This is a genomic window from Cupriavidus sp. C1SS-2L, assembly GCF_057073735.1.
The window spans coordinates 66563-89291 of the sequence record NZ_CP172709.1; the positions used below are offsets into that span (position 1 = coordinate 66563).

Here is a 22729-nt window from a genome sequence, read left to right on the forward strand (position 1 = left end):
AGGCGGGCAGCACCCCGCTGTCGGCTGTGCCGGCAAATCCCGCCAATCATTCACTTGGAAGGAGCCCGACATGATGAAGAAATGGCTGTCAGCAGCAGTATGTTCGATGATGTTCGCCGCCCCCGCAGGCTTCGCCGTGGCCCAGACCCACACCGGTTCAAAGGCCGATTACGACACTGCGGTCAAGCAGGCCAACGACAATTACAAGGCGGCCATGGGCAAATGCGATGGCATGAAGGGTAATGCCAAGGACGTGTGCAAGGCCGAAGCCAAGCGCGACCGCGATGTCGCCAAGGCCGACGCCGAGGCAACTCGCGATGGCACGGAGAAGGCGCACGCCAAAGCCCTGAAGACCAAGGCCGACCGCGACTATGACGTAGCCAAGGAAATGTGCGACGACAAGTCCGGCAACGACAAGGACGTGTGCAAGAAGGACGCCAAGACCGCGCATGAGAAGGCGCTCGGCGAAGCCAAGGTAGAGAAGGCAGCTGCGACCGGTACGCGGACCGATGTCGCCGAGGCGCGCCGCGATGCCCGCAAGGACACCACCGACGCTGCTTACAAGGCTGACAAGGAACGCTGCGATGCCATGACCGGCGACAGCAAGGACAAGTGCCAGGCTGACGTGAAGGCGAAGTACGCGCGCTAATCCGGTTCTGACAGATGCCAGCATCCGCCACCATCGCGGAACATCGACGACCCATCGACGACCTCAAGGAGCACCACATGAACTGGGAACAGATCGAAGGCAAGTGGGACCAGGCCAAGGGCAAGATCAAGGAGAAGTGGGGCAAGCTCACCGATGACGACATCGCCCAGATCAACGGCAAGCGCGACCAGCTCGCCGGCCGCATCCGCGAGCGCTACGGCTACACGAAGGAACGCGCCGAAGACGAGATGAAGGCCTGGGAAAACGACTCGCGCTGGTAAGCGTCGGCATCCCACTACAGGGCGGCGGCCGGGTACGAAATGTGTCCGGCCGCCGCCCTGCTGTTTTGGCAATCCCCGGGTAGTAGGGAGCGCGTTAAGCGCAGGTTAGCTCAGAATGCAATCAAATGATGCACGCCGCAGCCTGTCGCGACTTAATATGTCATGTTGCTTCGGAGACACCCCTAATCGCGCCACGCATGTACGCCGCCCTGCCAGCCTTCGTCTCGTCCACCTTTCTTGGTTACGGCCTTTATGTGCTCGTGACCAAGGGCGTGACGCGCGTGTCGGCGTCGTTCTTCCTGCTGTGCGTGACCACGTTTGCGTGGCAGGGAACCTGGGTCTTCCTGTTCCAGGCCGAACATCCCGACGTGGCGACGCTGCTGGCGCGGCTCGGCTACCTGTTCATCCTGTTCCTGCCGACCACGTATTACCACTTCATTGCCGAAGTCACCGAACGGCGCCAGGAACGGCCGATCCTGCTCGCCTCATACGGCATGAGCCTGCTGCTTGCCGTGATGCTGCTCACCAGCAACAAGGTGGTGGCGGGCTACTACACATACTTTTTCGGCGACTATCCGAAGGCTGGACCCCTGCATCCACTGCATCTGGTGCAGACCGTCCTGGTCGCGATGCGCAGCGCATGGATCCTCTTCGAAGCGCGCCGAAACGCCACTGCGGAACGCCGCAAGCGCTATAACCTGTGCCTCGTGGCGGTGGTGCTCTACTCGATCGCGGCAGTCGATTACGCGGTCAACTATGGCTACGCCTTCTATCCGCCTGGCGTGGTGTTCGTGGCGCTGAGCCTTGGCATCCTCGCGCTGAGCGTGGTGCGCTACGACCTCATGCATCCGTATTCGCTCGCCGCCACGGTCGCACACGAAGTGCGCACGCCGCTCGCGTCGATCCGCATGCAGGCGCAGGAAATGGCGCGGACCTGGCCGGAAGTGCTGCAGGGCTATCGGCTCGCCGTCGAACATGGGCTGTGCGAAGACCGCATGCGCCCGGGGCAGCTCGAACGCGTGTCCAGCCTTGTGGGCGCAATCACCCGCGAGGTTGATGGCACCAGCACGGTCATCGACATGGCGCTGGCCTCGGTCACGCTCGAGCGGCTGGACCGCAGCACGTTCGCACCGCATGGCATCGGCGAATGCGTACACGAGGCGCTGGAGCGCTATCCGTTCCAGGGCGACGACAGGGTGCGCGTGCAGGTGCGTGGCATCGACGACGCCTGGCGCTTCGTGGGATCGGACACGCTGCTGGTCTACGTCCTGTTCAACCTGCTCAAGAACGCACTACATGCGATCCGCGCCCGGGGTGACGGTAGTATCGAGATCGCAGGCGCGGCCGAAGGCCCGTACCACGTCGTGCGCTTCCGCGACACCGGCTGCGGCATTCCCGCCAATGTGCTGCCGCGCATTTTCGACCCGTTCTTCTCGACCAAGGCCCATGGCAGTGGCGCCGGCCTGGGGCTGGCCTTCTGCCGCCGCGCGATCGAGTCGTTCGGCGGCCGCATTGAATGCGAGTCCATGCCGGGCTCCCATACCACCTTCACGCTGAAGCTGCCGCGCTTCACGCCCATGGCCGACAGCCAGTTGCGCGCCAGCGCCGCCGGCTGACCAGTCCGGCGGCGCTGTGCTTGCGTATCGGCCAGCGGCTTTGCCCAGCCGCCGGCCTTAACTAGCTGCTTCGCAGGCACTTAGCTGGCCAGCCCCGGCAGCACCAGTTCATATTCCTTCACGCGCTCGATGATGCCGTGCGGGAAGCGGCTGATCCGCTTGTCCCGGTCGGCAAAGACGATCTGCTGGTAGCCCAGCGAGACCGGCTTGCCGCCGACGCAGAAGCGGAACAGCAGATATGCCGAGCACTGCTTTACCTGGAACGTGTTCAGGTAGCAGTCCACGCGCTGGAACGGGAACGTTTCCTCGACATACTCCTGGTGCGCGCGCTTGGTCACGAAGACGCCGCCGGCGGCCAGCAGGTTGTCATGGATGCATTCGTGGAACCAGCGTTCCCGGCAAATGCCCTGCCATTCGAAATAGCGGGCAAAGTAGGTGTTCATGAAGGCATTCGAATCCTTGAGATAGATATCGATAGCGTGGTGGAACGTCTTCTGCGGGGGTGTCTCCAGCAGGTCCTGCGTCAGCATGGCAGTACCGCGGTTCAGCACTTGGGGGATCACGTCTCGCATCAACATGGATTGACTCCTGAGAATGACTGCGAAGCGGCAGTCGCGCACGCCCCGGGGAAGGTCGGGGCATAACGCATTCTGGCCGCTTGCCGCATTGCTTAGGCGCAAGGATGTGGTGACTTTGGCACTGTCATGATACCGGCCACGGCTGTGGTGGCGCCGGGCCGTCGGCCGACATGGCGATGGAAAGACGTGCGCGGGCAGGGCGTCCGCGCGTTCCCTGGGGAAGATACCGGGTCAGCGGCTCGTTGCGAGCCGCTCGCCGTGGTCCGGCGTGGCCGTCTTAGACGGGAGTAGGAACGCGATGCCGACCTGATGGACGGAGGCCGGTCCGCGCACGGAAACATCGGGCTGCAGTGCCGCGCCGGGAAACTGCCCGGCAATGATGGGCGGGATGTCGGCGCCCTCGCTTGCGGCATCCCAGACCAGGACTGCGCCCTCCTTTTTTAGCTTTTCCGGTGTCACCCACGGGTTGAACCGATACCCGCCATGCACGAACAAGGCGGACGGCCGGTCATCGGAGTAGAACGCGGCATTGCCGGCATACCATGTATCCCCGATCACGTACTTCATCGGGGTTCCTGTCTCGGCATGCCATCTGTCTGTCACCTCCGCGGCGAGCGATCGCCCGGGGAAATGGCTGCGGTTTTCCTTGCCCATAACATATGGCCGGGCCACTTGTTCCAGCGTGAACAGCAGCGCCGGAAGCAGCAGCACGGCGATCCATGCCCGACCAAAGGTACGCAAGCGCTGGGCCGTGAGCACCGGGCGGATCGAGGTGGCGATGAATAGTCCCACGTAGCACAACAGCGGCGCTGCCCACATGACCCGCGGGGGCCTTTGCGTCATGGCCGAAAGGATCACCGAGAAGACGATCGGACCAAAGGCCAGCGCCGCAAGGTAGGCACGGTCAAACTCGCGCGAATCCGACGGCGATTGCGGATTGGGGTTCTTCCAGCGCCAGAGCATCAGCGCGAGCAGCAGCATCGGGATCAGTGCGGCAAGCTGCGCCCCGATAAACGAGGAAAGCCTGGCCACATAATGCAGCCCGTTCGTTGCCTCAGGCGCCCGTCTCGCAACATATTCGATCGAGATAAAGCCACTGTCCACGATCCAGGCCATATGCGGCAGAAAGGTGAGAAGCGCCGTAGCTACCAGAACCCACGGACCCGCCTCGGCGAGACGGCGGCGTGCCACCGGGTGTAGCAGCACAAAGATGGCCATGGGGATGAGATAAGCCCCCATCGAGTAGCGGGCCCATAGTCCCAGGCCGGCAACGAATCCGGCCAGGCACCAGTCGCGAAGCCGGTTGTCGGTCAATGCGCGATGCAACAGCCAACCGAACAGCGCCGCAAACGGCATCTGCAGGACAATGTCGTTGAATTCGGGAGTGGGAAAGTTGAAGTAATAGATACCCTCGAGCAGAAGGGCACCCAGCAGTGCCTCACGCCTGGAGGCGATACGGCAACCCAGCTGCCAGACAGAGACGAACACGGTCCCGATGCAGACCTGTGCGGCAAGATAGCAGGCCCACAGATTCTTGCCCGGCCACACGGTCAGGGCTTCGGTCACCCACGGCCAGAGTGGGGGATCCTTCTCGTAACCGAGTTGCCACTCATGCCCCCACGCCAGCGCTTCGATGATGTCCAGCGAAGCGTTTTTCAGCAGCAGGCTTGGCAACAGCGTCCACAGGATCATGTGGGCGAGCAGCGCGATGACAAAAATGCTGGCGGCGGACTGCTGTTGCGCGAGCTTATTCGCGAGAAGAGGCCACTTCTGGACGGTAGTCGGCAAAGCGGTGCCGACTTGAGCGGCGTTTCCCCGACCTGATAAAGCTGAAAAATCTTCCACGTCTGTCCTGGCGTCCTGCGAGGGCGCAGGGATTCGGTCTTAGTCTCCCGCATCCACCGTGATGCGAATCCACGCGGTTCCGGACTGGCAACCGTTTTTGGCTGTGGGATTATCTCAGTACATTACAGATGATTACAAAGCGCGAATGTGCGAGTTGACGCATTAAGAACAAGGTGTTAATCGGCGGTCCAATGCTCCTTGGAGTGTCACATTTCCCTCCATCCCTCGCAGACATGGTGTGGATCAAGGAGCGCTTCGGGTGGTAAACCCTAGTAGTCTAGGTTTATATACCTTTATAAAGTTTCGGCACGCCGCCCCGCGTATAAATGTGCCTGGGCGGCCTTTGCAACAGACAGGCGAATCAGCCTGGACTTCCCATGCCGGAACACCCTTCGACCGAACTCCTTTCCCGCAGCCGCCAGCCCGTCTATCTGCAGCTGGCGACCATCTTCCGTCGGCAGATCGAAAGCGGCGCCTGGGTGCCCGGCGCGCAGATCCCGTCGCTCGACGCGCTGTGCCGCCAGTACGGCGTGGCGCGAATGACCATGCACCAGGCGCTGTCGATGCTCGACGAGGAGGGTCTGCTGGAGCGCTCGCGGGGCCGTGGGACATTCGTCAAGGCGGGCAGCCGGACGCAGCGGCGCGTGTCGCTATCCACTAGCTGGGACGAGGCTGTCGCCGTTGGCGATGCCATTGATACGGAAGCGTTGGTCGAATCCCGCGGGAACGTGGCGTTGCCCGCTGACCTTGGCCTGCCATGCAGCGGGCAGCGTGCCGCCGAATACCATTTCCTGCGCCGCCTGCATCGCGCAGACGGGCGGCCTTTTGCGATGTGCGAGGTGTACATCGAGGCCGGCGTCTTCGCACGCGAGCCCGATGCCTTCCGGCATGGCGCTTCGGTGCAGGTACTCGACCGTTTTCCCGGCCTGCAGGTCAGCGCGGCGCGACAGCGCCTGACCATTGTCGCGGCCGGGGCGGAATCCGCGGTCGGGCTCGATCTTGCCGTGGGCTCGCCAGTGGCCGAACTACGCCGCTACGCCTGCGTCGACGATGTGATCGTCTACTACGCCCGCATCGAATTCCCCACGGAGTTCGTCTGTCTCGATTTTGATCTGCTGGCCTCCTCCGGCCCGCAGTCTGATGCCAACCCGTCTTGAATCACGAAACCGACTCATGGAAACTTCCCAAGCGATGAACGGCGCCGAAAGCCTGGTCAAGACTCTGCTGTCCAGCGGTGTGGATACCTGCTTTGCCAATCCCGGCACGAGCGAAATGCACTTCGTCGCGGCGCTCGACCGTATTCCCGGCATGCGCTGCGTGCTGGGATTGTTCGAAGGCGTGGTGACTGGGGCCGCCGACGGCTATGCACGCATGGCGGACAAGCCGGCCGCCACGCTGCTGCACTGCGGCCCGGGACTGGCGAATGGCCTGGCCAATCTGCACAATGCCCGCCGCGCGCAGACGCCGGTCGTGAACATCATCGGTGACCAGGCGACTTACCATCGCCCGCTCGACGCGCCGCTCACCGCCGATACCGAAGGCTGGGCCCGCCCGGTCTCGGTGTGGACGCGCACGGCGACGCGCGCAGCCTCGGTGGGGGCGGACGCCGCCGCGGCCGTGCAGGCGGCCCGCGCTGCGCCAGGCGGCGTGGCCAGCCTGATCCTGCCGTCGGATGTGTGCTGGGACGCCGGCGGTGAAGTGGCCGCGCCGCTGCCGCCGCTGCCTGTGCCGAAGGTCGCGCCGGATGCGGTGCAGAACGCCGCGCGCGTGCTGCGCTCTGGCCAGCCCACGCTGATTGTGCTCGCAGGCAGCGCATTGCGCGAAGCGCCGCTGGCCGATGCACACCGCATCGCCGCCGCCATGCAGGCAAGGCTGATCACGCCGATGTCCAACGCACGCGTATCGCGGGGGAGAGGGCGCCTGGCAGTGGACCGCATTCCTTACTCCGGCGATGTAGCGCGTGACAGGCTCGCCGGCATCCGCAATGTGATTCTTGTCGGTGCCCAGGCGCCTGTGACGTTCTTCGCCTATCCGGGCAAGTCGCCGCGGCCTTATCCAGAAGATGCGGTCGTGCACGTGCTGGCCCGCGAGGAAGAAGACCTCGCCGATGCTCTGGCTCGCCTTGCCGACGAAGTGGGCGGACGAAACGTGGGGCTGCCGGCATCTGCCGCGGTGGCGCCTGCCGACATTGCGCGCGGCGCCGTCACATCGGAAGCCGTGGCCAGGACACTGACCGCGCTGCTGCCCGAACAGGCCATCGTGGTGGAGGAGAGCGTCAGTTTCGGGCGTGCGTTCTATCCGGGGACCGTGAACGCTGCGCCACATGACTGGCTGCAGCTCACGGGCGGCGCGATCGGCGCCGGCCTGCCGCTGGCCACCGGTGCCGCCGTGGCCGCGCCCGGTCGCCGCGTGGTCGCATTGCAGGCCGATGGTTCCGGCATGTACACGCTGCAGTCGCTGTGGACCATGGCGCGCGAGCAGCTCGACGTCACGGTCGTGCTGCTGGCCAACCGCAAATACGCGATCCTGCTCGGCGAGCTGGCCGGTGTCGGCGCCAATCCGGGCAAGACCGCGCTCGACATGCTCGACATCGGCAACCCCGACCTGAACTGGGTGCAGATGGCCAACGGCATGGGTGTGGAAGGTGCGCGCGCGCACGACATGGAGACCTTTGCCGACCTGTTCCGCATGGCCAACCAGCGCAAGGGGCCGTTCCTGATCGAGCTGGTGATCTGAGCGCCGGCACGCCTCGGCAAAGCAGGCTTTCCGCATTCGGGAATCCTGCCTTTGGCAGATGCGAATTGCTGCACCGCGCATAGTGCGGCAATCTGGCAGCTGTGCCATGGAAGCCCCGTGGCGGCATCATTTGTGAAGGAGACACCATGCCCCAAGAAGGATCGGCAGCGGGTCCGGACAAGGTCTATGCGGAAATGCTCGCCGCCGGCCAATTCCGCATCCAGCACTGCCAGGACTGCAAGAAGCACGTTTTTTTCCCGCGCAACATCTGCCCGCACTGCGGCGGTGACGCGCTCGACTGGACCGAGCCGGAGGGCACGGGCACGGTCTACTCCACCAGCGTGATCCGTCGCAAGGCGGAGGCCGGCGGCGACTACAACATCGTGCTGGTCGACCTGGACGAAGGCGTGCGCATGATGAGCCGGGTCGAAGGCATTGCGCCGACTTCTGTGCGCATCGGCATGCGCGTCAAGGCGCGCGTGGCGCCTGGCAAGGCAGAAGGCGAGCCCGCTCTCGTCGTGTTCGATCCGGTGGAGGGCTAAGCAAAATGAGTCTGTCTTCTTTGCGCGGCAGCGTCGCCATCGTCGGCGTGGGCCAGGCAGGCCTGGGCGAAGCCCATGGCAAGACTGAAATGGAAATCCTCGTGGAGGCCGCCAAGGCCGCCGTGAAGGATGCGGGCATGTCGATGCGCGACATCGATGGCATCGCCACCGCGAGCGTCGGCGCCACCATGTGGGTGATGCCGGTGGCCGAGTACCTCGGCATCAAGCCGAAGTTCGTCGACAGCACCATGATCGGCGGCTCGAGCTTCGTCTCGCACATGCTGCCCGCCATGATGGCGCTCGAAGCCGGCCTGTGCGACGCGGTGCTGGTCTGCTACGGCAGCAACCAGCGCACCTCGACGGTGGGCCGTGCCGGCATCAGCAAAGTGCGCGCCGTGCTCGACCCGCAGCCGTACGAGAATCCGTACCAGCCGCTGAGCCCGATCACGTCCTATGCACTGGCTGCCGCACGCCACATGCATCAGTACGGCACCACGCGCGAACACCTGGCTGAAGTGGCGGTGGCCGCGCGCAAATGGGCGCAGCTCAATCCGGAAGCGCAGATGCGCGATCCGCTTTCTATCGAGGACGTGCTCAACGCGCGCATGGTGTCGGACCCGCTGTCCGTGCGTGACTGCTGCCTCGTGACCGACGGTGCCGGCGCCTACGTGATGGTCCGCGCCGACCGCGCCAAGGACATGGCGAAGCCGCCGGTCTACGTGCTCGGCAACGCGACAGCAACCTGGCACCGCCAGATCTCGTGCATGCCCGACGTCACCGTCACGGCAGCCAAGGAATCCGGCGAGCGCGCCTTCGCGATGGCCGGCCTCAAGCCGTCGGATGTCGATGTGGCCGAGTTGTACGACGCGTTCACGATCAACACGCTGCTGTTCCTCGAAGACCTTGGCTTCTGCCCGAAGGGCGAGGGCGGTCACTTCGTCAGTGGCGGTGGCATCGCCCCGGGCGGCCGCCTGCCGGTGAACACCAACGGTGGCGGTCTGTCTTGCGTGCATCCGGGCATGTACGGCATGTTCATCACGATAGAAGCCGTGCGCCAGCTGCGTGGCGAATGCGGTGACCGCCAGGTCAAGGACGCGGAAGTTGCCGTGGTCCACGGCAACGGCGGCACGCTGTCGAGCCAGGCAACGGCGATCCTGGGGACGGCCGCCACGCTGTAAGGCGATCCGGGTTTAAAGGGAAGAAGGCGCAACGGCGGGGAAGTCCAATCGGATTTCCCCGCCGTTGTGTTTTTGGCGGATGCGGTGGCGCCGGCTGTCAGTCGGCGAGCCGGATGCCTAGCTCCTCGACAAAGCGCTTGTCGCTGGCAAATTGCGTTTGCGCATACTGGCGGTACTCGGCGGTGCCCAGGTAGACGTTCGGCATCGATTCCGCCTGCAACGCCTGCTGGTAACCGGGGTCGGACAGCGATGCCTTGAACGCGTCATGCAATGCCTGCACGACTGCAGGGGGCATGCCCTTCGGGCCGGCCAGCCCGACCTCGGACTGGATAGCGATGTCATAGCCCAGCTCCTTGAGCGTTGGCACCTGCGGCCAGCGTTTCAGGCGCTCATTCAGCGCAACGGCGAGCAGCCGCACCTTGCCGCTTTCGGCCATGGCCCCCCAACCCGCTTCGATCATCGCGTCGACATGGCCGCCGATCAGCGCGACCAGCGCGTCCGCGCCGCCCTTGAACGGTACGAAGTTGACCTTGATGCCGGCCATCTTCGCGAGCCGTTCCGTGGCGATATGGCCCGAGGTGCCATTGCCGACCGATGCGATGCTGAGCTTGCCGGGATTGGCGCGGGCATAGGCGATCAGGTCTTCCACACGCTTCCAGCGCGAGTCCGCGGCCACCGACACGCCATACACATAGCTGTTGAGACCCATGATGAACGTAAAGTCGGTCAGCGCGTTGTACGAAACGCGCTGGATATGCGGCAGCCGGAACAGCGCCGCATTGATGACGGAGATCGTGTAGCCGTCCGGCGCGGCGGTGCGCGCCATGGTGGCAGGTCCGAGCGTGCCGCCCACGCCGGGCTGGTTGACGATGACGATCGGCTGGCCCAATCGCTTCGACGTCGCGAGCGCCAGCGAGCGCATCTGCACATCGGTGGCGCCGCCCGCCGGATACGGCACGATCAGCGTGACGGGTTTGGCCGGAAAAGCCTGTGCACGCGCGGCCGGCGCATGCAGGGTAGCCGCAGCGCCGCCCAGCAGCAGGCTCGCCGGGGCCAGCTTCAGGAACTGGCGGCGCGGATGTCGGAAAGTGTGGTTCATGAAAGCAAATCCTGTTTAGTCCGCCGGCCTCAGTTGACCCGGCGCGTATAGCCTTGCCAGTACGGTTCGCGCAATTGGCGCCGCAGCACCTTGCCCGACGGATTGCGCGGCAGCGCATCGACGAAATCGATGCTCTTGGGCAACTTGAATCCCGCCAGCCGTTCGCGCGCCCACTGCAGGATGTCTCGCGCATCTGGCGTGGCGCCGTCGCGCGGCACGACGATGGCCTTCACCGCCTCGCCCCATCGGGCGTCGGGCACGCCGATCACGGCGACTTCGGCTACATGCGGGTGGCCATAGATCGCGTTCTCGACTTCCGCGGGGTAGACGTTCTCGCCACCGCTGATGATCATGTCCTTTACGCGATCGTGGATATAGAGGTAGTCGTCCGCGTCCATGTAGCCAGCATCGCCAGTGCGCAGCCAGCCGTCGGCATCGATCGCGCGTGCGGTCTCTTCGGGCTGCTTCCAGTAGCCGGCCATGGTCTGCAAGGAACGCACGATGACCTCGCCGACTTCGCCAGGCGGCACGTGTTTGCCCGCCGCGTCGACCACCGCCACTTCGGCCCACGGCAGTGCCCGGCCGGCGGCGCGCAGCAGCGCGGTGTTGCCGCTCGCATGGTCCTCCGGCATCAATCCGGTCACGCTGCCGGTGGTCTCGGTCATGCCATAGGTCTGCACGAAGCCGCAGCCGAACACTTCCATGCCTTCGCGCAGCAAGTCGGCCGGCATCGGCGCGGAACCGTAGATCAGGTAGCGCAAGCGCGAATAGTTCACCTGCCGCGCACGTGGATCGCGCAGCACGATCTGAATTGCCGACGGCACCAGGAACAGCTTGCTGATGCGGTCGTTGGCGATGAAGTCGAGCACGCGGCGCGGATCGAAGTCGCGGACCACGATACCCTTCGCGCCCGCCAGCAGTCCGCGCAGGCCCCAGCCTGTGCCGCCGATGTGGGCGACCGGCATGGCCACGAGCGAGACATCGTCGGGCACCCAGCGCAGCCAGGCGATGTTCTCGCGCTCGGCGATGATCGCGCTGACGGTCAGGTTGCGGTGCGTGAGCATCGCGCCCTTCGGGCGGCCGGTGGTGCCCGACGTGTAGAGCTGCAGCACGACGTCGTCAGGCCGGCTGACGTGCGTCGGCGGCGTGGTGGCCTGTCCGTCGCGCCAGTCCTGGTATGCGGGCCAGTCGACCACGGCGTCTTCCATGGCTACTACTCCGCGCAGCGCGGGCAGCTGCGATGCGATCGACTGTGCGAGTTCGACCGATTCGTTGCCAACGAACAGCAGCGCCGCATCGCAATGGGCGGCGATGTACTCCACCTCCGGCGCGGCGAGCCGCCAGCTGATCGGCGTTATCACGACGCCCGCCTTGGCAGCGCCGATCAGCAGCTCGAAGTAGTGGTCGCAGTTCTTGCCCAGGTACGCAATGCGGTCGCCCGGTGCCAGCCCCGCAGCCAGCAGGCCGTTGGCGACGCGGTCCGTATGCGTGCCGAATGCGCCGTATGTGGTTTCCCTGCCTTCGAATACATAGGCAATCTGCGTCTTCTGCACGCGCGCCAGATGCTGCACGGCGCGCGGCAGTGTGGCCAAATGGTCCACGTTCATCTAGGTCTCCGTCCCTTCGTTCAGGCTTTCGATTCGCGGCTGATATAGCCGAACAGGTAAGCCGCCACCTTGCGCATCTGGATCTCGTCCGAGCCTTCGGTAATGCGGTAGCGGCGGTGGTGACGGTAGATGTGCTCGAACGGCTTGTGGCGCGAATAGCCAATGCCGCCGTGCACCTGCATGGCCAGGTCGGCAGCCTCGCAGCACAGGCGGTTGGCGGTGTAGTTGCACATCGAGACCTTGTCCGAGAGCTGCTTCTCCACCTCCTTCTTCGGGATGCGGTCCATCTCCCATGCGGTCTGGCGGATAAACGCACGCAGCATCTGCGCACGCGTGGCCAGCTCGACCAACGGGAACTGTATGCCCTGGTTGCGCGCGAGTTCCTGCCCGAACGGCTTGCGCTCGCGCGCATAGCGCACGCTTTCGCGGATGCAGTACTCGGCCGCGCCGAGGCTCGCGGCCGCTTGCCGGATGCGGTTCTCGTGCACGAAATGCTGGGCCACGGATAGCCCCGAACCGGCCTTGGCGAGCACTGCGTCGGCTGGCACCCACACGCCGGTGAAGCTCACGCGCGGGTGGTCCGTCGGCATGTTGAAGGTCCACAGGTACTCTTCCACGCGTACGCCCGCGGTGTCCGACGGCACGAGGAAAGCCGTGATGCCGCGTGCGTCGCCGTCCTCGCCGCTGGTGCGCGCGAAAACCACGCAATGCGTGGCGGTGTGCATGCCCGTGGTCCACATCTTCTCGCCATCGATGCGCCAGCCTTCCTTGCCATCGCGCTTCTCGGGAATGGCACGCGTTGCCATGTGCGTGGCATCGGAGCCGTGTTCGGGCTCGGTCAGGCCGAACGCGAGCTTGACGGTTTCATCGAGCATGCCGGGGATAAAGAACGCCTTCTGCGCATCGGTGCCGTAGTCGCGCATGACCAGCACGAACGGCTTGTTGCCGACGATCGAATGCTCGTTCTGCAGGTCGTTATGCAGGCCCAGTCCCTTTGCTGCCAGATGTTCGCGGATCACGGCCATCCACAGGTTGCCGCCTCCCTTGCCGCCGTACTCCGGCGGCAGCGCGAAGCGCAGGTGCCCAGCGCGATCGGCGCGGCGGCGCGCTTCGGCGAGTAGCGCTTCCCATTCGGGACGCGGCAGGCCCTGGTTGTCGAAGTCCGTGCGCGCCCACTCGCGGCGGTGGTCGAAGAAGCGCTGGTTGTCATTTTCGGCTTGCAGTGGGGCAATCTCGGCTTCGATGAAGCGGTCGAGTTCCTCCAGGTAGGCGACGAGTTCTGCGGGAAGCTGGAAATCCATTCATTGCTCCATGGCTTGCAACGCCGCGCGATAGCTGCTGTACGCAGGCTGGTCGATGGCGAGCTTGTTCAGGGTAGTGGTCCACAGATGCGCGGCGAGGCCGGGCGTCTGCAAATCGATGAGACCGGCGGCGATGGCTTCGCACAGTTGCCGGTTCAGGGCTTCGAGCGTGCCGTCAGCGCCGAGCAGCGCGCGCAGGCGATCGTGTTCGGCAGCATTGGCATCGGGCGCCAGCCGCAGTTCGCGCTCGACGATGTCGAGCACATTGGCGGCAACGCGCGCATCGAAGGCCTCGCGTCCCGACAGCTTCGGGATGGCGGCATGGCGCAGGAAAGCCGTGACCGACCGCAGCAGGTCGGCGGCGTTGGGTGCGTCTTGCATCAGCGTGCTCCCTGGCGCGGCGCCAGCAGGTTCAGCAGGTCGATCTCGGTCTCGGAGCTGCGCCGGCCGATGGCCGCGCGCTCCACGGTACGCGGCGCGCCACCACCTGGCGCCTGCGCCATGCTTTCACAGCCGATGCCCCATTTGAGCGAGCCGAACACCTCCCAGAAATGCACGCGCGCCGCGTCCACGGTGCCGCCGCCGGCCTCATAGCCGGCGAACAGGTCTTCGCGCGTGCCGAAGCCTCCGACGGGCAGGCTCGTGTGCCCGAAGCGCCAGGAGTTGACGCATAGCCAGCCGAGGTCTTCCATTGGATCGCCGAGATGGGCGAGTTCCCAGTCGAGCACGGCGCGCAGGCCATCCTCGCCGACCATCAGGTTGCCGTTGCGGAAGTCGCCGTGGACGAGCGCTTTGCGCTCGGGAGCGGGGGGCAGATTCCGCTGCAGCCACTGGAAGGCCAGCTCAAAAACAGGCTTGGCAGAGCCGCCAGCGCGGTGGCGTGCGAGGTAGTTCGCGACTTCTTCTGCGGCCGCGGCTTCGCGCAATGGCGGCAAATCCGCGTGCGCGATGCGGTGGATTGCCGCCAGCGCACGCCCGCACTGGTGGGCCAGCACCGTGCGTGCATGCGCCAGGGAGGGATCGCGAACGATGCGTCCGCCCAGTGTTTCGCCGGCGACAAGATCCATGATGAAGCCGTCGCCGATGCCATCGGCAGGCGCAAGCTGTGCCCGCACCACCGGCACCGGCACGCCAGCGCGTGCGGCGCGATCGAGCAAGGCCGCTTCGGTCGCCATGCCAGTGAAGCCTGCGGCGCCGGTGCCCGAAGGGCGCGCCGTTTGCGGCGGACAGCGCCGCAGGATCATCGGTGCAATACCGTCTGCCCGTTCGAGGCTGAAAGACCAGGTTTCCTGGTTGGCGCCACCTGACAGCCGGCGCAGCGCACTGATGCCGGTGGCGCGCGCGTCGAGGCGGCGCGCGATGCGATGCAGGCCCGAGGACAGCATGTCCTCAGACTGCACGGGGGTTGTCTCCACGTTTGTTGTTCTCCCGAATGGCGTCAATGGCGCGGCATGAAGCGCGCCGTTGAATTCATAATCAAGATTATGTTTTTAAGACTAAAGACGCCTGTTAAGCTTGTCAACACTGGGAAAACACGGACACAGACGCCGGCCACGATGAGACAAGCCCTCACGCCTCTGGAAGGTCAGGAAGGATTCGCGGTGCCGCGCTACTCGCGCGGCAAGCGCACGACGGAACGGTTGCTCGAGGCGGGCCGCCGCCTGCTGAAAGACCGCACGCTCGACCAGGTCCCGATCCAGGACATCTGCGCCCACGCCGGCGTAACGACCGGTGCGTTCTACAGTCGCTTCGACGGCAAGGAAAGCTACTTCCGTGCGCTGCAGACGCTGCTGGTGGCGCAGTTGCGTGACGGGATGGCGCAGCGCGTGGCGCTGTTCGACGCGGGCGAGAAGACGCTGCGCGAGGTGGTGGAATCGCTCGCACGCAGCAACCGCATGTGGGCGTACCGCAACGAGGGTGTGCTGCGCGCCTCGCTGATCGAGCGCGCGATCACGGGGGAAGATCCGCTCAAGCGGATGAACCAGGACTACGTGGAGCTGGTGGTGCCACGGCTGGCGCGGCTGCATCCGGCGGGCGCGTCGCCGGAACTGGAAACGCGCATCCGCTTCGCGTATCAGGCGATGGTTGGAACGCTGATCTACACGCTGGTGAACCGGTCAGGCACGTACCGGTTGTCGGACCGCAGGCTGGAAGCAGAAATGGCGCGCGCGTTCTACCTCTACATCACGCAGGAACTCGGCTAGGCGTGGTCGTCGTTCCCGGCCAGCACGGGGACTGCGCTGTCATAGCCGAGCAGGCTCGCCAGTAGCGGCCACCGCTGCGCCGCCGCGCGTGCCGCCTGCAGGTCCTGCTGGTCGAAGTACCGATTCGGATCGAAGCCGGCCACCTCCTTGCCGAGGACGTCGATGTCGCTGCGAGCGAGCGCGAGCCCGCGGGCATTGGCCGGTTTCATCATTTCCCCTCGATCCACACGCCATCGGGCGTGTGCACCATGTATCCGCTTCCGTCGCGCATGGTGACCGTGACTTCGTTTTCGCCGACCATCTGGGTCTGGGGCAGGTCCGCGGCATACTGATCGAGCGTCTGCGCGCCGGGCTGGAACGGGTTCTCTGCCACCAGGTTCGAAATCAGCTGCGACAGCGCCAGATAGCTGGTCGGTGTATCGATCGTCACGGTCTTGCCGGATGGCGACTGGCCTTCGGGCAAGCCGACGAGCTTCACGCCCACCGGCACATGGATGATACGCGGCGTGGGGATTTCGCGCATGCCCGCAATCTGGTTTGCATCGCCGCGCAACGCCGCGCCGTGTTCGGGAACGAACACAATGACCGCCTTGCGCCCCGAACTGGCCACCATGTCGATGACCTTGTCGACATCGCCGAGCAACTTCGACAGCCGCAGCGGATACGATTCCAGGCTCGACATCTTCGTGTCCGGCAAGCGGTTGCCGTCATGCAGCGTCACAGTGTTGTAGTACAGCGCCTGCGGGCCGCCGCCTTCGGCGAGCCGCTTCTTGTACCAGCGCTGCAGCACGTCGAAGTCACCGGCGACAGGGGAGTTGTCGAACGAACGCATGGCGACCGGCAGGCCATCGTTCGATGGCGGTTTCACGCCCGGCACACCGACTTCCTGTTCCACTTCCTGCAGGAAGTTGTCGAAGTGTCCGTCGTGGTTGAGCAGCATCCGCGTGCTGAAGCCTGCATCGGCCAGTGCCGAAAAGATGTGGCATTCGGCCGGCGCCGAATCGTACAGGTCCTTGTGCTGCGGCTGCCCGCACGCAGCGCGCAGCACACGGATGGCTGCCGGGCCGCTGTAGCTGGCGGCCGAACTGAAGTTGGTGAACAAGAAATCGAAGCGCGACAGCAGCGGGTTGTCGCGCGCTTTGGCGACATCCAGGTCATCCCACGACAAGGAGCAGATATGCAGCACGATGATGTCGTACTGCGTATCGGGCGTCGCGGCAAGCGGGCCGAAGTGCACCGAGCGTTGGACTTCCTGCTGCCGGAACGCGTTCAGGCGGGCATCCCAGCCGGCCTCGCCCGGTGCACTGCCGGCGGCGGCCGTTTCGGTGCCCGCGATCGCCTGCTGTCCGCCGCCGACCACCGGCCCCACCGACAGCACCTGCCACAGCGGCACCAACACCAGCGCCGCGAACACCAGCGTGGTCACGCGCACCCAGCGATTCACCAGCAGGAAGACAACCAGCACCGCCAGCGCCGTGAGCAGCATTTCCCGGCTGACCAGCCGGCCGAGCAGTTCGACCATATACGCAGGCGTGAACGCCTGCAGGTTGGAGAACTGCGATATCGCGCGTTCGAACGGCGGCAGGTTCGCTTCCCAGTACAGCAGCGCGGCGCCGGCGACCACCGCCACAACTTGCCGCAGTGCGGCCAGCGCGCGGTTCGGGATGCGGATGGCCAGCGCGAGCGCGAACAGGATATTGAGCAGCCATTGCGGCTCGACCCGTCCGATATGGAACAGGTAGAGCTTGACGATGAAGTAGAGGTTCCAGATTCCCATGTCGGTGTCAGTGAGGTCAGCAGGTCGGCCTCAGGGTTGCCGCGGCCCCACGCGGCCGAAGATGCCGGCGACCGAGGCGCGCGCGGCGTCGACCAGTCGCAGCAGGCCCTGGTATCCCATCTCGATGACTTCCTTCAGTCCATTCAGCGGTACGTCCACGGGCTGCTCGTCGATCCAGTTGATCCACGCGTCGGCGCGGCCGAACGTGCATTGGATCAGCTGCTGTTCGGCCAGCGCGTCCATGTCTTCAAAGCGCACGCCGAGATGGCGGTCCGCATTGCGCGTCACCACGGCGGGGAAGTGGTAGCTGCGCTTGCCGCGCGACAGGCAGACGCCGACCTGTTCCCCTGGATCGACGCGGGTCTCGACAGGCAACATCAGGCCGAGTCCGCCCAGCGAATAGTTCTCGGTCCGGCAGGCCAGCGTGCGTCCATCGGGCAGCAGCAGCGTGGCCGGCACGCGCATGGGAATGCGGTGCGAAATCCGCACCTGCCGCGCCTCGCGCGCGACGCCGATGGCCGCGCCCAGCATCACCAGGTTGAACAGTGCCCATCCCATGTTCATGATCACTGCCGAGGCCTCGAAGCTGTCGTCGAACAGCACACGGCCCGCACCGAGCGCCAGGCCTACGACGTTCAGCGCCAGCAGCAGCACGTAAGGCTTGGAGATAGTCCAGTCAAGGTAGTCTTCCTCGATCTGTCCGCCCTTGGCGGTCACGTTGAACTTGCCGAGGCGCGGGTTGACGAAGGCCATGGTCGTGGGCAGCACGATGTACCACGCCAGCACCGATTCATAGACCTCGGCCCAGAACGAATGCCGGTACCGGCCCTGCAGCCGCGAATTCGTGATGCTGGCGACCATCAGGTATGGGATCACGTAAGCCATGAGCAGTACCGCTGAGGTGTGGATCACGTGCAGCCCGAAATACAGGTAGGCAATCGGCATGGTCAGGAAGATCAGCCGCGGAATGCCGTAGAAGAAATGCAGCATGGCGTTGCTGTAGCACAGCCGCTGGAACAGGTGCAGGCCTTTGCCGAACATCGGGTTGTCGATGCGGAAGATCTGCGCCATGCCGCGCGCCCAGCGGATGCGCTGGCCGATGTGCCCGGCCAGGTTTTCGGTGGCCAGGCCGGCGGCCTGCACCGTGCGCAGGTAGGCGCTGTTGTAGCCGAGCCGGTGCAGCTTGAGCGCGGTATGCGCATCCTCGGTCACGGTCTCGACTGCAATGCCGCCGATCTCGGTCAGCGGCGCGCGCTTGATGACAGCGCAGGAGCCGCAGAAGAACGTCGCGTTCCAGAAATCGTTGCCATCCTGGATCAGGCCGTAGAACAGGCTGCCTTCATTGGGCACGCGGCGGAACGTATCGAAGTTGCGCTCGAACGGGTCCGGCGAGAAGAAGTGGTGCGGCGTCTGCACCATGGCGCAATTCGGGTCTGCCAGGAACTCGCCCATCGTCATCTGCAGGAAGGAGCGCGTGGGAATGTGGTCGCAGTCGAAGATCGCCACGTACTCGCCCGCGGTCTGCTTCAGCGCGGAGTTGATGTTGCCGGCTTTGGCGTGCGAGTGTTCATCGCGCGCCAGGTAGTGCACGCCCGCTTCCTCGGCGAAGGCGCGGATCTCTTCGCGGCCGCCGTCGTCGAGCACATAGACGTTCATCTTGCCGGCGGGCCAGTCCATGCTGCGTGCGGCATAGACGGTGGGCTGCAGCACGCGCAACGGTTCGTTGTAGGTCGGGATGAACACATCCACGGTAGGCCAGTCGGCCGGATCCGGCGACAGCGCTGCCGGCCTGCGGTTCAGCGGCCAGATGGTCTGAAGGTACCCGAGGAACAGCACGATCCACGTGTAGAGTTCCGCAATCAGCAGCAGGTAGCCGAACACGGCTTCGACGGTGGTCTCGAAGCGCAGCGTGGTTGTCAGTCGCCACCAGATGTAGCGGCCCGCCATCAGCACCGACAGCGCAGCCATCGACAACGTGGCGAGCCGGCCCGGAATGCGGCGCAGGAAAAAGAGGCCGGTCAGGATCAGCACGACCAGCAGGAACTGGTCGCGCAGCGGCAGGGGGGTGGTGCAGAGCAGGATGCCCGAGACCGCGGCCAGCACCAGCAGGATCGGCATCAGCAGAGGGACCTGTCCGAGTGTGGGCGACAGCGCTTCCAGTCGGTTGGCGATGCCGTGCCAGTCCACCGTGGGCAGGCGCGCCATCAGCCGGTGCCGCAGCCGCTTCACGCGGAAGTAGGCCGGTTCCAGCCAGCTGCGGAACCAGCGCCGCAATGCGCTGGGTTCGGGCGCGGCCTGCGGCTGGCGGCGCTGCCGCAAATCTGCCGCGAGCGGGCGGATCGCACGCGGTGCGCGTAACAGCAGCCGTTGCAGCCAGATGCGAGCACCATGCGCGCGGCCGATCTCGAGGCGCACGTGCGCGCGCTCGCTCAGCCAGACCGCGCAGTGCAGCGGCACGTCGGGCCGTCCCGGCGGCGGGGCACGGAACAGCAGCCGCAGCCACCACAGGCCCGCGGGCGCGCTGACAGAGATGCCGAGTTCCCGCGCGAGCTGGCGGCGCAAGGCCTCCCACATGCCGGATACCGATGGCAGTCTCATGGCGCCACCCCGCGCTGCACCTGGCCGCCGGCCTGTCCCTTGCCGGCGCGTGCGCCGTTCAGCAGCCAGCCTGACACCCACGAGGCCAGTCCCTGCAAGTCATGCGCGGTCTGCGAATGCGGCGTGCTGCGGCAGAAGCATTCGCCGCGGGCCAGCGCTTCGGGCACGCCTGCATCCTCATGGATCTCGTAGGGCAACAGTGCGTCGCCAAGCGTGGCGCGCAGTAGCACGGAGACGTCGGTGTGCAACTGGCGGCCCGGCTGCAAGCGCGTGACGACGTAAGCGCTGGCGATGCCGCCATCGTCGAGCGCCTGGCGCAGCGGCGCGAGCGTAGCGCAGCTTTCCGGCAACGAGGGCAGCAGTACCAGGGCGAGGTCCGCGGCGGCCAGCGCCTGCTCCGCGAACGGCGATGGCCACGGCGCGCTGTCCACGAGTGTCACGGCATCGCCGGCCAGGTCGACGTCCTGCAACAGCCGGCGCAGCCAGTGCGGATCTTCATGCAGGCGCATGGCGATATCCGCGCGCGCGGCGCGCGCGCCCGGCTCGCCCCACGGCACGAACAGCACGCCGTCGTCGCTGCGGTGGCCGCATGCAGCCCAGTCAGCCGTGTTGGACAGGCCCTGGCGCACACGCTCGCGCAGCCCGAAATGAAAGCCGAGCAGGCCGCGCGGGTCGCATTCGATGGCCAGTGGCGCGTGCCCATGCCAGCGCAGCAGCGAAGCGAGTTCCGCCGTGATCGTGGTGCGCCCGGCGCCGCCGACGGCGGAAATGATGGCGATGGTCTTCATTCGCGGCCTCCCGCGATGTCGCGCCACGGCCGACCGCGGATCACGACCGGGCGCAGCTGTGCCGGCAGACGCACGGAACGGCGCGAGCGCGGCAACCGCCAGCGCGGCAGCAGGCGCAGCAGGCGGAAGCGCCAGACCAGCCAGGTGACGGGCACAGCCAGAATCACGCCCCAGATGAAATAGCCCAGGAAGATCGCCATGATGGTCTAGCCTTGCGGTTTGATCGGAATGGAAAACGGCTGCGGCGCGCTACGCGGCCTCCGGCGCTGGCCGCCCGATGGCTGCGGCATGATGCCGGCGACCACCGGCTGGCTGGCCGGTGCATCGGCACAGTCGTTCGCATGCTGGGCCAGCCAGCCGCTGTAGTCCTGTGGGGGGCGTTGTGCGATGTCGGCTTCCAGTCGCTGCAGGGTGCCAAGGATCGACTCGGTATCCCCGCAGCGCAGCTCGCCGCTGAACAATTCGGACATGGGGCGCTGGAATACGTGCTGGCAGGCAATCTCCACGTTCTCAAGCCGGCACGCGAAGAAGAAGGCGTAGACACTGTTGCTGCCCGCGGTACAGAGATCCCCCGCGTCGCGCATCTGGCATGCGCGCAGCGCATCCACGTGCGCGACCTCGGCCAGCAACGGCAGCTCGAGCAGCACGTGCGGCAGGCGCACCACGGTGCTGCGCTCGAGCGTGCTGCGCACCAGCGCAATGAATTCGGCCGCGGGCAGGTAGCCAGTTGCTGCCGTGGCCAGCACTGCGGACAGCGCGCTCTTGTAGTCGGGAAGGATCGGCCGCTGGAACACCTGGCCCTGCAGCGAATCGATGCGCGTCTGCATGCGCGCGAATGGCGTGTTGCGCAGGATCACCATATTGGCGCCGAGCGTTATCATCAGCAGCTCATAGCGCTGGCGCAGCATCTCCTTGTCTTCGCGCACGACGATCTTCAGCGCCTTGCCGCCGTGGTGGCGCAGCTTGTGGACCTGCGCGGCCAGCGGCTCCAATTCCTGGCGGTCACCATAGTGCAGAATCACGGTGGCCGCCACGGCACCGGACGCGGCCGCCACGACGGCGTCATTGTCGGGCACCACCTGCCATTCGGCGGGAATCCAGCGCTCGCGCAGCACCGCATCGCGGCTGACGATGACGCGGTGTTCGTCGGGCGCGAGCAGGCCGACCGGTACGCCGTCCGCGGCATCGGCATTGCCGGTGCCTGCCATCAGGCCGTGGTCTTCCGGCGAGAAGCGCAGCGGCACGACTTCGCGCGGCAGAACGGCATTCTTGTGGCGCCAGAAGCCGACTTCCCAGACGTACTGGCCTTGTACTTGTGCCAGCCTGGCCGCGCCGGCGAAGTGCTGGTGAAAGCGGGCGAGGGTCGCGAGATCGAGCGTTTCCGCGCCGTCGGGCGGGGCGGCCAGCAGCAACAGGCCGCAGCCCTGCGCGGCGCACCAATGCGCCAGCCGTGCGCCGGCATCTGCAAGGGCCGTCGCGTCATCCCAGGGCAGGAAGGCTTCGGCACCTTCGAGCAAGATTTCACCGCCCGCCGCGCCGCATTGATCGACCATCGCCTGCATGGCCTCCAGCAACACGTCCGAGCCCGTACGGTCGGGCACGGCGCGCAGCGTGCAGACATTGGCACGGCTGTGCAGCGTGCGGCAGCTGTCGATGTCCAGGCCGTGCTGGCGCAGCATCGCGCCGATTTCGGCCGGCTCGCGCGAGGACAGCACCGTGGTGCGCGCGCGCAGCAGTTGTGCGGCGCTTTGCCAGAACAGTGCGTCGCGCGCCGGCGAGGCGTCGGCGTAGACGGCATGCACCGCGCCGGGCTGCAGCGCGGCCAGCGCGGGCGGCAGTGCATCGATGGCGAGCGCGTGGCGCGCCTGCAGCCATGGGCTGGAGGCAGCGTTTCGGGAGCGGGCTGGACGCGTATCGTTCATGCGGGCCC

At 65.8% G+C, this 22729-nt stretch carries 21 protein-coding genes; 8 read left to right on the top strand and 13 right to left on the bottom strand.

The window, feature by feature from the left end; genetic code table 11:
* Window positions 1-70: 70 nt before the first annotated feature.
* From ACIGJG_RS18095 to ACIGJG_RS18105, 3 genes are all read left to right on the top strand, one after another.
* Entirely contained in the window at window positions 71-649 is a 579-nt protein-coding gene (locus tag ACIGJG_RS18095; protein ID WP_011299629.1) for a hypothetical protein, read from the top strand.
* 77 nt (window positions 650-726) lie between these two features.
* Window positions 727-930, top strand: coding sequence for a CsbD family protein (locus tag ACIGJG_RS18100; RefSeq protein ID WP_041680104.1), 204 nt, complete (start codon window positions 727-729; stop codon window positions 928-930).
* A 197-nt stretch (window positions 931-1127) separates the two neighbouring features.
* Window positions 1128-2546 carry a sensor histidine kinase gene (locus ACIGJG_RS18105; protein ID WP_041680105.1) on the top strand — a complete coding sequence of 473 codons (1419 nt, stop codon included), beginning with the start codon at window positions 1128-1130 and terminating at the stop codon, window positions 2544-2546.
* Window positions 2547-2626: 80 nt separating this feature from the next.
* Here ACIGJG_RS18105 and ACIGJG_RS18110 read toward each other — a convergent pair whose 3' ends face one another.
* Complete coding sequence (locus tag ACIGJG_RS18110) at window positions 2627-3124, bottom strand: acyl-CoA thioesterase (protein ID WP_011299632.1); 498 nt, start codon at window positions 3122-3124, stop codon at window positions 2627-2629.
* A 231-nt stretch (window positions 3125-3355) separates the two neighbouring features.
* Entirely contained in the window at window positions 3356-4969 is a 1614-nt protein-coding gene (locus tag ACIGJG_RS18115; RefSeq protein ID WP_011299633.1) for a glycosyltransferase family 39 protein, read from the bottom strand.
* A 377-nt stretch (window positions 4970-5346) separates the two neighbouring features.
* On the opposite strand from ACIGJG_RS18115, the gene ACIGJG_RS18120 reads away from it, so the two are divergent.
* The 4 genes from ACIGJG_RS18120 to ACIGJG_RS18135 all read left to right on the top strand — a co-directional run bounded on the left by ACIGJG_RS18120 (window position 5347) and on the right by ACIGJG_RS18135 (window position 9425).
* Window positions 5347-6126, top strand: a complete 780-nt coding sequence (locus ACIGJG_RS18120) for a GntR family transcriptional regulator (RefSeq protein ID WP_140948773.1) — start codon at window positions 5347-5349, stop codon at window positions 6124-6126.
* 34 nt (window positions 6127-6160) lie between these two features.
* The gene (locus ACIGJG_RS18125) at window positions 6161-7705 is read left to right on the top strand and encodes an acetolactate synthase large subunit (RefSeq protein ID WP_220630655.1); all 1545 of its coding nucleotides are present in this window, start codon (window positions 6161-6163) and stop codon (window positions 7703-7705) included.
* Window positions 7706-7851: 146 nt separating this feature from the next.
* A complete protein-coding gene (locus ACIGJG_RS18130) occupies window positions 7852-8247 on the top strand; it encodes a Zn-ribbon domain-containing OB-fold protein (protein WP_011299636.1) in 396 nt (131 codons plus the stop codon).
* Between the two features lie 5 nt (window positions 8248-8252).
* The gene (locus ACIGJG_RS18135; RefSeq protein WP_011299637.1) at window positions 8253-9425 is read left to right on the top strand and encodes a thiolase; all 1173 of its coding nucleotides are present in this window, start codon (window positions 8253-8255) and stop codon (window positions 9423-9425) included.
* Between the two features lie 97 nt (window positions 9426-9522).
* On the opposite strand, the gene ACIGJG_RS18140 is transcribed toward ACIGJG_RS18135, so the two are convergent.
* The 5 genes from ACIGJG_RS18140 to ACIGJG_RS18160 are packed head-to-tail and all read right to left on the bottom strand — an operon-like array spanning window position 9523 to window position 14847.
* On the bottom strand, window positions 9523-10524 hold the full coding sequence (locus tag ACIGJG_RS18140) for a tripartite tricarboxylate transporter substrate binding protein (RefSeq protein WP_220630510.1): 1002 nt from the start codon (window positions 10522-10524) through the stop codon (window positions 9523-9525).
* A 29-nt stretch (window positions 10525-10553) separates the two neighbouring features.
* Window positions 10554-12131 carry a fatty acid--CoA ligase gene (locus ACIGJG_RS18145; RefSeq protein ID WP_220630509.1) on the bottom strand — a complete coding sequence of 526 codons (1578 nt, stop codon included), beginning with the start codon at window positions 12129-12131 and terminating at the stop codon, window positions 10554-10556.
* A gap of 20 nt (window positions 12132-12151) precedes the next feature.
* Complete coding sequence (locus ACIGJG_RS18150) at window positions 12152-13432, bottom strand: acyl-CoA dehydrogenase family protein (RefSeq protein WP_011299640.1); 1281 nt, start codon at window positions 13430-13432, stop codon at window positions 12152-12154.
* The gene (locus tag ACIGJG_RS18155) at window positions 13433-13813 is read right to left on the bottom strand and encodes a DUF6285 domain-containing protein (RefSeq protein WP_011299641.1); all 381 of its coding nucleotides are present in this window, start codon (window positions 13811-13813) and stop codon (window positions 13433-13435) included.
* The gene (locus tag ACIGJG_RS18160) at window positions 13813-14847 is read right to left on the bottom strand and encodes a phosphotransferase family protein (RefSeq protein ID WP_207206588.1); all 1035 of its coding nucleotides are present in this window, start codon (window positions 14845-14847) and stop codon (window positions 13813-13815) included. Before ACIGJG_RS18160 ends, ACIGJG_RS18155 begins: the two co-directional genes overlap by 1 nt.
* Window positions 14848-14988: 141 nt before the next feature.
* On the opposite strand from ACIGJG_RS18160, the gene ACIGJG_RS18165 reads away from it, so the two are divergent.
* Window positions 14989-15636 carry a TetR/AcrR family transcriptional regulator gene (locus ACIGJG_RS18165; protein WP_483673709.1) on the top strand — a complete coding sequence of 216 codons (648 nt, stop codon included), beginning with the start codon at window positions 14989-14991 and terminating at the stop codon, window positions 15634-15636.
* Here the strand turns inward: ACIGJG_RS18165 and bcsR are convergent.
* Genes bcsR through bcsE form a run of 6 tightly spaced genes read right to left on the bottom strand, consistent with a single transcriptional unit; the run spans window position 15633 to window position 22721 of the window.
* Complete coding sequence (gene bcsR, locus ACIGJG_RS18170) at window positions 15633-15848, bottom strand: BcsR/BcsP family cellulose biosynthesis protein (RefSeq protein WP_041680109.1); 216 nt, start codon at window positions 15846-15848, stop codon at window positions 15633-15635. The two genes, ACIGJG_RS18165 and bcsR, sit on opposite strands and share 4 nt — an antisense overlap.
* Window positions 15845-17413, bottom strand: coding sequence for a cellulose biosynthesis protein BcsG (gene bcsG, locus ACIGJG_RS18175; RefSeq protein WP_483673710.1), 1569 nt, complete (start codon window positions 17411-17413; stop codon window positions 15845-15847). Before bcsG ends, bcsR begins: the two co-directional genes overlap by 4 nt.
* Before the next feature lie 30 nt (window positions 17414-17443).
* Window positions 17444-20011 carry a UDP-forming cellulose synthase catalytic subunit gene (gene bcsA, locus ACIGJG_RS18180; RefSeq protein ID WP_011299646.1) on the bottom strand — a complete coding sequence of 856 codons (2568 nt, stop codon included), beginning with the start codon at window positions 20009-20011 and terminating at the stop codon, window positions 17444-17446.
* Entirely contained in the window at window positions 20008-20799 is a 792-nt protein-coding gene (gene bcsQ, locus ACIGJG_RS18185; RefSeq protein ID WP_011299647.1) for a cellulose biosynthesis protein BcsQ, read from the bottom strand. Before bcsQ ends, bcsA begins: the two co-directional genes overlap by 4 nt.
* Window positions 20796-20999: a hypothetical protein gene (locus ACIGJG_RS18190; RefSeq protein WP_011299648.1), complete on the bottom strand. Its 204-nt coding sequence runs from the start codon at window positions 20997-20999 to the stop codon at window positions 20796-20798. The genes bcsQ and ACIGJG_RS18190 overlap by 4 nt, the downstream gene beginning before the upstream one ends.
* Window positions 21000-21005: 6 nt before the next feature.
* A complete protein-coding gene (gene bcsE, locus ACIGJG_RS18195; RefSeq protein WP_140949834.1) occupies window positions 21006-22721 on the bottom strand; it encodes a cellulose biosynthesis protein BcsE in 1716 nt (571 codons plus the stop codon).
* Window positions 22722-22729: the final 8 nt, after the last annotated feature.

Excerpts from the sequence above, each read along its gene's own strand:
- ACIGJG_RS18095 (WP_011299629.1), top strand. The coding sequence starts at position 71 with ATGATGAAGAAATGGCTGTCAGCAGCAGTATGTTCGATGATGTTCGCC.
- ACIGJG_RS18100 (WP_041680104.1), top strand. The coding sequence starts at position 727 with ATGAACTGGGAACAGATCGAAGGCAAGTGGGACCAGGCCAAGGGCAAG.
- ACIGJG_RS18105 (WP_041680105.1), top strand. The coding sequence starts at position 1,128 with ATGTACGCCGCCCTGCCAGCCTTCGTCTCGTCCACCTTTCTTGGTTAC.
- ACIGJG_RS18110 (WP_011299632.1), bottom strand. The coding sequence starts at position 3,124 with ATGTTGATGCGAGACGTGATCCCCCAAGTGCTGAACCGCGGTACTGCC.
- ACIGJG_RS18120 (WP_140948773.1), top strand. The coding sequence starts at position 5,347 with ATGCCGGAACACCCTTCGACCGAACTCCTTTCCCGCAGCCGCCAGCCC.
- ACIGJG_RS18125 (WP_220630655.1), top strand. The coding sequence starts at position 6,161 with ATGAACGGCGCCGAAAGCCTGGTCAAGACTCTGCTGTCCAGCGGTGTG.
- ACIGJG_RS18130 (WP_011299636.1), top strand. The coding sequence starts at position 7,852 with ATGCCCCAAGAAGGATCGGCAGCGGGTCCGGACAAGGTCTATGCGGAA.
- ACIGJG_RS18135 (WP_011299637.1), top strand. The coding sequence starts at position 8,253 with ATGAGTCTGTCTTCTTTGCGCGGCAGCGTCGCCATCGTCGGCGTGGGC.
- ACIGJG_RS18140 (WP_220630510.1), bottom strand. The coding sequence starts at position 10,524 with ATGAACCACACTTTCCGACATCCGCGCCGCCAGTTCCTGAAGCTGGCC.
- ACIGJG_RS18145 (WP_220630509.1), bottom strand. The coding sequence starts at position 12,131 with ATGAACGTGGACCATTTGGCCACACTGCCGCGCGCCGTGCAGCATCTG.
- ACIGJG_RS18150 (WP_011299640.1), bottom strand. The coding sequence starts at position 13,432 with ATGGATTTCCAGCTTCCCGCAGAACTCGTCGCCTACCTGGAGGAACTC.
- ACIGJG_RS18155 (WP_011299641.1), bottom strand. The coding sequence starts at position 13,813 with ATGCAAGACGCACCCAACGCCGCCGACCTGCTGCGGTCGGTCACGGCT.
- ACIGJG_RS18165 (WP_483673709.1), top strand. The coding sequence starts at position 14,989 with ATGAGACAAGCCCTCACGCCTCTGGAAGGTCAGGAAGGATTCGCGGTG.
- bcsR (WP_041680109.1), bottom strand. The coding sequence starts at position 15,848 with ATGATGAAACCGGCCAATGCCCGCGGGCTCGCGCTCGCTCGCAGCGAC.
- bcsG (WP_483673710.1), bottom strand. The coding sequence starts at position 17,413 with ATGGGAATCTGGAACCTCTACTTCATCGTCAAGCTCTACCTGTTCCAT.
- bcsA (WP_011299646.1), bottom strand. The coding sequence starts at position 20,011 with ATGAGACTGCCATCGGTATCCGGCATGTGGGAGGCCTTGCGCCGCCAG.
- bcsQ (WP_011299647.1), bottom strand. The coding sequence starts at position 20,799 with ATGAAGACCATCGCCATCATTTCCGCCGTCGGCGGCGCCGGGCGCACC.
- ACIGJG_RS18190 (WP_011299648.1), bottom strand. The coding sequence starts at position 20,999 with ATGGCGATCTTCCTGGGCTATTTCATCTGGGGCGTGATTCTGGCTGTG.
- bcsE (WP_140949834.1), bottom strand. The coding sequence starts at position 22,721 with ATGAACGATACGCGTCCAGCCCGCTCCCGAAACGCTGCCTCCAGCCCA.